This window comes from Idiomarina sp. UBA4206 (assembly GCF_002383015.1).
GTDB classification, from domain to species: domain Bacteria; phylum Pseudomonadota; class Gammaproteobacteria; order Enterobacterales; family Alteromonadaceae; genus Idiomarina; species Idiomarina abyssalis.
In genome coordinates this window covers 1-8,323 of record NZ_DFTS01000007.1, presented here as the reverse complement: position 1 = coordinate 8,323, position 8,323 = coordinate 1, and the positions used below count along the sequence as shown (strand labels likewise).

Genomic DNA, 8,323 nt, shown 5'->3' with positions numbered 1-8,323 from the left:
GTAAAGGACTCTAATGACAGTCGAGCCAGTCCTTTCTCTGAGTTCAGCCAAAGAGACTCTGATTTATCAAAGAAAAGCTGTTTTATGCTAACCGATAGTACATTGGTTGTTGATTCATTGCTTGCTGAGTAATTATAAAATTGAGTGCCGTCAAAGCGGCTTAGACCTTCTTCAGTTGCAATCCATAAAAAACCATTGGGGCCTTCAGAACTATCATAGATATGATTATCAGGTAAACCGTCTGAAAAAGACCATTGTTTAACGGTAAGATCGTCAGGGACTTCTTGTGCAGAAACATTAGGGCTATAGCTTTGTAATAACAAAAAGCATAGCAAAAACGCAGAGCGTAATGTTCTGATAGAAAGAGTAAAGATCACGAGAAACCTAATGAGTGGCTACTTAAGTAGCTCTTTATTGTTAATATATCGTTAAGATAACGAGAGAGCAACTTACTGTCAAAGGCTATTCTACTCGCTCTAAGCTTAGGTTTGAAGTCTCAGTAGTTGCGTTTTGTCACTTAGACGCTGTTTTATTCTCTCGAGCCACTCGACTAACTGACAGTGCTCCAAGGCTGATAATAACTCCTGTTGACGGTTAAACTCAGTATCTGCAAGTTGAATTGCCCCCCAGAGTCTTTGGCTGCGCACGCGTAAATTTCGATCGATAGTTCGTATTTGTTGTCTCAGTACTGATTTTGCGTGATGCCATTCTTTTAACGTTAAATTATGGAGGACTTCCAGCTGTTGAGCGATAACCTCTTGCATTGCCTGGTAAATTTCATCGGCACTGTATTCGTGTGACTGTAAGAAAAAGAGAATACCGGGCAACCGTTGTACCGGGAAATACTGACTGCCTGCAACATAACCAAGTTGACGCTCTGTTCTTAGTTCCTGGAATACAGGCTGGTGAATCAGTTGCTGTAAAAGCATGAAACTGATTTGTTCCATTGATGTGTCATCTCTCCCCTGGTAGTAAAGAAGCAGGGCAGTATCTGAGTGCTCAGAAGGGACTAAGAGTTGCTGCGAAACAAAGTCCCGTATTCGCTTTATGGGAGCCCGCTTAATCGAAGCACTTCTCGAACTAGGTAAATTAGACTTAATAAGCTGCCCAAGCTGTAAAGCGTTCTCTCTCCTCCAGTCGCCGTGTGCAAACGCGGTAACATGAACAGGGGAGAATAACTTAGCGATTTCTACCGTAAATTGACGAAAAGAGACCGGCTCTAGCTCACAGGCTAAATCGTGCAGCCTGAACAAACCGAATTGCAGTTGCTGGTTGAGCTCAGCAAAGAGTTTATTCAAAGGTTGGTTCTGATGGGCGGAGTGCCAGTTACTTAAAAGGCTCTGCTTAAGATCGTGCCATCTGCGTCTTGCAAAACGCGTTTTTAAAGCGCGCTCAATAAGGTGCTGCATCAAAGGAATTTGCCCGGCCGACAAGCCCGTTGTATGAATGGTAATGCCGCTTTGGGTTGGGTATATATTAAAATGTAACCCTGCGACTTCTGCATCGTAAAGGTCATCATTTAAGGCGTCTATCATTAACTCGGACCATAAGCGGGCAATGGCAAAATTAAAGGCCGAGTTGGTGACGGCCGGTAATTTTAATGAAAGATAAATATGCCCTTTAGGAACTCTGAAGTCACGATCCTGTAAGTGCCATAACTGGAGTTGAGGGCTATCTTCAATCAAGTTTGGCAGGGAACCACCGGCTTCCAGCTCTAATGGAGCAAATCGTGAGTTGAGGAAACGGTTAGGTTTGGGTAAGCCGCAGCAAAAGTTTTCGGGCGTTGATGAAAACAGCTGGTTCTGAAGCTGACTAATTGCTTCTATGGCGTACTCTGTATTATAAATAGGTGCGACCCGATCAGTCTCAACATCAGGAGCAACTAAGGTAATACGAGCATTTTGTGCCGTCATTTCTTGCAATAACCGCTTTGCGTAGACGTGATTCAATCCGTCCATACGGTAATCACCGTAGAGCGCATCTTCCTGTTTATAATGAAAAGCGTTAACGGAGAGCTGATTAGCTAATTCGCCAACCGGAGTGGGCTCCTGATAAAGAAAGCTCATTTCCGTTGTTATACGGCGCTCTTCATAGCGCCAGTCAATAACACCTTCCGCTTCTATTTTTCGAATGTACGCAAAAATCCATTGCACGATATGACTGGCATTACGGCGGCCAGAGCTTGTCAGCTGTAAGTTAATATTAAAATCTTTAAAGTTGCTGCCGCTGATTCCGCCACCAGCAGACAGAGAGTTAACCCAGCCTTTTGAACGTAATGCATTAAACAGGCTTCCAGGACCTTCGTAACCCAATAAGTGAGCGATAAAACTGGTGGTCTTATGAGGGTAATCTTCGTCAATACTGGGTAAAGGCAAGGTCAGAATAAGCCGGTAGGCTACCTTGATAGGCTTTACTTTAATCCATACACCTTTCTGCTCATTAAGATAAAGAGGAGCTGTAATTAGCTCTTTGGGGCCGCTTTCCTGCTTAATATCAGAAAAGTATTGTTGCGCTAGCCGAGTTAGCTCATCAAGCGACTGCGGTCCGGCAATGACCAGACGCATTCTTTGAGCAACATAATGTTCGTTAAAAAAGGCTTTCAGTTTACTTTTTAAACTGCCGTGCTTGTCATTTTTGAGTGTATTAAGGTTACCTACGGAAAACTGGCTAAACGGATGTTCAGGGTTAGCCGTAACTTTATGAACCTGATAAAGACGACGGAGTTCATCATTTTGCTTTAAACGGAATTCAGACTCAATTGACTGAATTTCTTTATCTATCCAGTTATCGGACAGTAACGGCTCTTTCAACATTGAGGCAAAAAACTCTAACGAACGTGATAAGGCGTTAGCATTGCAGTCAAAATGAAAGTTAGAAAACTCAGTACCTGTCCAGGCGTTGTGCTGCCCACCATGCAAGTTGAGAAAGTGGCCAAAAGCAGAGGGCTCAGGGAAGGCTCGGCTGCCTAAAAATAGCATGTGTTCCAGAAAGTGGGCTAACCCTTGAGTATGGTCTGGATCATCGAAGTGACCGGCGTTGACGGCGACAGAAGCCGCAGCTTTGGGGCTATCAGGACAATGAACCAACAACACCTTAAGTTGGTTGGACAGTGTCAGGTGTTGATAGTCTCGTTTGTCTCCAGAACTGCGGACAACACGGACGACCTCATCAGTGAGTGAAGAGTTCGCCATAATTCTCCCTGATATGAATTTTAAATCGAGTTATTGATCCAGTGGCTGCTCAAAGTTTTCTGGTTTATCAAAATCACCTTTAAAATCCTGCAGCTGCTTGTTGTTAAAGGTTAATACCAATTCTTTGCGGAAATCTTTGCCAGAATTTGGATCCATATTGTAGAGATATACCCAACGGTCAGAATCAAAACTGTTCTCAGCAACCGGGTTTCCTAATACGAAAATAACTTGTTCTTCGGTCATTCCTACGCGTAATTTATCGACATCTTCTTGCTCCAGATAATTTCCCTGAGGAATATCAATACGATAAACCACTTTATCGAGCAATGAACAGCCACTTAAGCCAATAATGGCAACCAGCAAAACTCCAAATCTTGACATGAAATACCTATTAAAATTAATCATAATTGATTGTATTGGCGTTGATGATAAACAATGACTTCATCGAACGCCAGCATAGAACGTATTTAACTGGCGAGTAACTCTTTAGCATTCGCTTTTGCCATGTCAGTCACTTTGTCGCCACCGAGTAGCCGTGCCAATTCAATAACTCGCTGCTCATTTGATAATGCTGTAACCGCCGTCTCTGTCTCCGCACCATCTGTTGTCTTACTCACCTGTAGCTGGTGGTGAGCTTTTGCAGCAACCTGAGGTAAATGAGTGACACAAATAACTTGTGACGTTTTCCCCAGCTTTTGAAGCATAGAGCCGACGATAGCTGCTGTAGGCCCGCTGACACCAACATCAACTTCATCAAACATCATGGTGGGTACCGTTTTCTGAGTCGCCGTCATGACCTGTATGGCAAGGCTTATTCTTGAAAGTTCACCGCCAGAGGCGACTTTATTCAACGACTGTATTGGTTGCCCGGGGTTCGTTGTTACGAGAAAGTCGACCTGATCTGTACCTAAGCGAGTCGCCCGTGCGCTGGCATCATGCTCTACCTGAATGACGAAACGCCCGTGCGGCATATTAAGTTCATGCATAGACTGGCTGATTTTCTGGCTCAATTCTTTTGCCGCCTGTTCGCGACTATTGGACAGCTTCTGCGCGCTATCCCGATAGGTTTTACGGGCTTGTTGTCTTTCCTCATCAAGTTGCTCTGCGTGCTCGCCGGCTTGCTCCAGACTATTTAATTCAGAGATAAGCTTTTTGTGCTGCTGACTTAACTCTGCACCAGGTATTTGATGTTTTTTAGCAAGGTTAATAGCGGTACTTAAACGTTCTTCAACTATTTGGAGTTCGCCGGGGTCTAGCTCCAGGTCATCCTGATATTGCCTTAATTCCAGAGCCGCTTCTTCAATATGTACTTTGGCTTGTTGCAGTAACTGATTAATGGGGGTGAGTGCAGTGTCCATTTCTGCAGCTTCTTCAAGCCTTTGGCTTGCTGACTGAACCAAGCCGGCTGCATTATTATGTTCGCCTTCATAAAGTGCGTTTAAAGCAAATACACCAGCCTCAAGCAAAACCTTACTGTTGCTCAAACGCTTGTGTTTTTGATCCAGTTCCTCAAACTCACCATCAGTCAGGGCAAACTCATTTAATTCATTGACTTGATACTCAAGAAGCTGACGCTGAGCCTCCAGTTCTTCTTTTTGTTGTTGATAATGTTGATACTGTTTTTCGACAGAAGCCCAATTTCGATAATCTTCCTGGACTTTATCCAGCAAATGCTGATGACGAGCATAACTGTCCAACAGACTTAACTGGTGATCTTCTTTTAGTAACAGCTGGTGTTCGTGCTGCCCGTGTATGTTAACCAACAAGGGAGCCAGAGATTTTTGCTGACTTAAAGGAACTGGGGTTCCGTTTATCCAGGCCTTAGAGCGGCCATCGCGCTGAATAACCCGGCGTAATACGCAGTCTTCATCGGTATCAAATTCGTTGCTTATTAACCATTGGTATGCGGGACTGTCGGCTGCAAGTGTAAAAACGGCAGAGATTTCCGCTTTCTCTTGCCCCGGGCGGACCCAGTTTGCATCGGCTCTACTGCCCAGACATAGGCTTAGCGCATCTAAAGCTATTGATTTACCGGCACCCGTTTCGCCGGTGATGGCAGTCATGCCGTTATGAAATTCAATGTCTAAAGACTTAACGACGGCAAAGTTGCGAACAGTTAATTGCGATAACATAGCCTTCGCTCCAATACTGTTGATATGTACAGGTTATACAGTATTTATACAGTAGTCTTTGTAAAATGCAAGTTTGCGAATTAAAAAAGCCGGCTACCCCAGCCCAGTTTGTTACGCAATACGTGGTAATAATTGTGGTCTATCGGATGAATCATTCTTAATGTTTTAGCGTATTTCTTAATAATGACATCATCACCGGGATGCACCGTCATTCGGGCGTGACCATCGCAACTGATCTGAAGTAAGTCGTTATCATAAGCGGCTTTAAGACGGACTTCACTGTTGCCGTCAACAACGATAGGGCGACTGCTTAAGGTGTGCGGGAACATTGGTACCAGCGTCATGGCGTCAAGGCCGGGGTGTAAAATTGGGCCACCACCAGAGAGTGAATAAGCGGTGGAGCCTGTTGGTGTTGCGCAGATTAATCCATCTGAGCGTTGGCTGAAGACAAAGTGATCATCGACATAAAGTTCGAACTCAATCATGTGAGCGACTTTGTCTGAGTGCAGGACTATTTCATTAATTGCACGGCCGGTGCCTGATGATTCTCCGTTACTAATGACTTCCGCTGAGAGCAGAAAGCGTTCTTCAACGTGGTAGTCCCCGTTTAAAACGGCAAGTAGGGGAGTCATAACTTCATCTGGATCCAGATCGGTTAGAAAACCTAAATTTCCCCGGTTAACACCGATGACACCAACGTTGTGTTCGCACAAGGCTCTGGCAGCCCCCAGCATATTGCCGTCACCGCCAACGACAATGGCAATTTCCGCCCATTCCCCTAAGTCCTGAAGACTGAGTGTTTCAACTTGCTCTGGTAAGGTCAGCTGCTCGGCTGTGCGGGTCTCCAGGCACAGACTGAATCCGCGATGGATCAAAGCGGTGGTAATTGTTTCTAAGGTTAACTGGGTACCACGATCATTGGCTTTTCCAAGCAGTCCAATTTTTTTAAAAGCACTCATTCATAGGATCCTTATGCGGTCGTGTGGTTACGCTACGATGAGCAAGAAAATTTATCAAGTGAGAGAAATCCCCTTGAAAGAAAAAAACTTGCCCCCATTAACTTGGCAACCTCAATTTAAAACTGGTTAAAGAGAGTCACTTATGACCGACAAAAACGATTCTAAACAAAAAGCTGAAGCGGCTAACGAACCGACAGTAGAGCAGCAGAAAGCTGAGCAGGAAGCCGCGCAAGCGGCGGAAGATGCGTTGCAGCAGGATGTAACTGCTGATGAGGCTGAAACAGCAGGTCAGTCGTCTGAGCAAACCGATCGCATTGCTGAGCTAGAGCTTGCGCTGAGTAAAGCTGAAGCAAAAGTGAATGATCAGCGTGACTCGGTGCTTCGCACACAGGCTGAAATGGAAAACGTTCGTCGCCGAGCTAGTCAGGATGTTGAAAAGGCACATAAGTTCGCGCTGGAAAAGTTCGCTAACGAGATACTGACTTCGGTAGATAACTTAGAGCGAGCTTTACAGCTGGCTGATAAAGAAGACGAAGCGAACAAAAATTTTGTGGAAGGTATAGAGCTGACCTACAAAAGCTTAACTTCAACGCTTGAAAAATTCGGCGTTAAAGCCATAGGCGAAGAAGGCGAAGCCTTTAATCCCGATCAGCATCAGGCTATGTCGATGCAGGAGTCGGACGACCACCCGAACAACACTATTATGGCAGTTATGCAAAAAGGCTACGAGCTGAATGGACGCTTGTTGCGCCCAGCGATGGTGATGGTTGCGCGTAACTCGAGCTCTGGTGTCGACACTAAAGCGTAACAAAATTGAAAATTATCCCCTTGTTGGGTATTGAAATTCAGACATGGGCACCCCAGATAAAGGGTATCGAAACAAATTACATGAATTAGAAGTTGGAGACGAATCATGGGTAAAACGATTGGTATTGATTTAGGTACAACAAACTCTTGTGTTGCTGTACTGGATGGTGGCAAAGCTCGCGTAATTGAAAACGGCGAAGGCGACCGTACAACCCCGTCAGTAGTTGCATTTACTGACGATGGCGAAATTTTGGTAGGTTCACCGGCGAAACGTCAGGCAGTAACCAACCCAAATAAAACCTTGTTTGCGATTAAGCGCTTAATAGGCCGTCGCTTTCAAGACGAAGAAGTACAACGCGACATCGGTATCATGCCTTACAAAATTGTTAAGGCAGACAATGGCGATGCATGGGTAGAAATTGATGGTGATAAGAAAGCACCACCACAGATTTCTGCTGAAGTTTTGAAGAAAATGAAGAAGACCGCCGAAGAGTTTTTGGGTGAGTCGGTAACTGATGCTGTTATTACCGTACCGGCATACTTTAACGATGCTCAGCGCCAGGCAACCAAAGACGCGGGTAAAATCGCAGGTCTTAACGTCAAACGTATTATTAACGAGCCAACAGCTGCTGCATTGGCGTACGGTATGGACAAGAAGTCCGGCGACAATGTGATTGCTGTGTATGACTTAGGTGGTGGTACGTTCGATATCTCAATCATCGAAATTGATGAAGTTGAAGGCGAGCACACTTTTGAAGTACTGGCGACCAACGGTGATACGCACTTAGGTGGTGAGGACTTCGATAACCGTTTGATTAACTACTTAGTTGAGCAGTTCGAAAAAGACCAGGGCATTGACCTGCGTAAAGATCCGCTGGCTATGCAGCGCTTAAAAGAAGCGGCAGAGAAAGCGAAGATTGAACTGTCATCTGCGCAGCAGACTGAAGTTAACCTGCCTTACATCACGGCAGACAACACCGGTCCTAAGCACATGGCTATTAAAGTGACTCGTGCGAAACTGGAATCACTGGTTGAAGACTTAATTAAGAAGTCGCTTGAGCCACTGAAACAAGCATTAGCTGATGCTGACCTGTCTGTCAGCGATATCCAGGACATCATCATGGTCGGTGGTCAGACTCGTATGCCGAAAGTACAGGCTGCAGTAACGGACTTCTTTGGTAAAGAGCCACGCCGCGACGTGAACCCTGATGAAGCGGTTGCCGTTGGTGCTGCG

The 8,323-nt window shown here is 45.2% G+C and carries 7 protein-coding genes; 2 read left to right on the top strand and 5 right to left on the bottom strand.

Features of this window, described 5'->3' with window-relative positions; translation table 11 throughout:
- From B3180_RS00815 to nadK, 5 genes are all read right to left on the bottom strand, one after another.
- The coding region (locus B3180_RS00815; protein ID WP_286842338.1) for a two-component regulator propeller domain-containing protein at positions 1–377 on the bottom strand (377 nt) is incomplete at its 3' end.
- A gap of 105 nt (positions 378–482) precedes the next feature.
- On the bottom strand, positions 483–3,191 hold the full coding sequence (locus tag B3180_RS00810) for an insulinase family protein (RefSeq protein WP_278358353.1): 2,709 nt from the start codon (positions 3,189–3,191) through the stop codon (positions 483–485).
- Positions 3,192–3,221: 30 nt separating this feature from the next.
- Positions 3,222–3,572 (bottom strand): outer membrane protein assembly factor BamE, encoded by a 351-nt coding sequence (locus tag B3180_RS00805; protein WP_199494416.1) that lies wholly within the window; start codon positions 3,570–3,572, stop codon positions 3,222–3,224.
- 86 nt (positions 3,573–3,658) lie between these two features.
- Positions 3,659–5,323, bottom strand: coding sequence for a DNA repair protein RecN (recN, locus tag B3180_RS00800; protein ID WP_224798018.1), 1,665 nt, complete (start codon positions 5,321–5,323; stop codon positions 3,659–3,661).
- An 80-nt stretch (positions 5,324–5,403) separates the two neighbouring features.
- Positions 5,404–6,282 (bottom strand): NAD(+) kinase, encoded by an 879-nt coding sequence (gene nadK, locus B3180_RS00795; protein WP_199494418.1) that lies wholly within the window; start codon positions 6,280–6,282, stop codon positions 5,404–5,406.
- Between the two features lie 142 nt (positions 6,283–6,424).
- Between nadK and grpE the strand changes: the two genes are divergently transcribed.
- Positions 6,425–7,090, top strand: coding sequence for a nucleotide exchange factor GrpE (grpE, locus tag B3180_RS00790; RefSeq protein WP_199494419.1), 666 nt, complete (start codon positions 6,425–6,427; stop codon positions 7,088–7,090).
- Between the two features lie 105 nt (positions 7,091–7,195).
- The coding region (gene dnaK / locus B3180_RS00785) for a molecular chaperone DnaK (RefSeq protein WP_286842326.1) at positions 7,196–8,323 on the top strand (1,128 nt) is incomplete at its 3' end.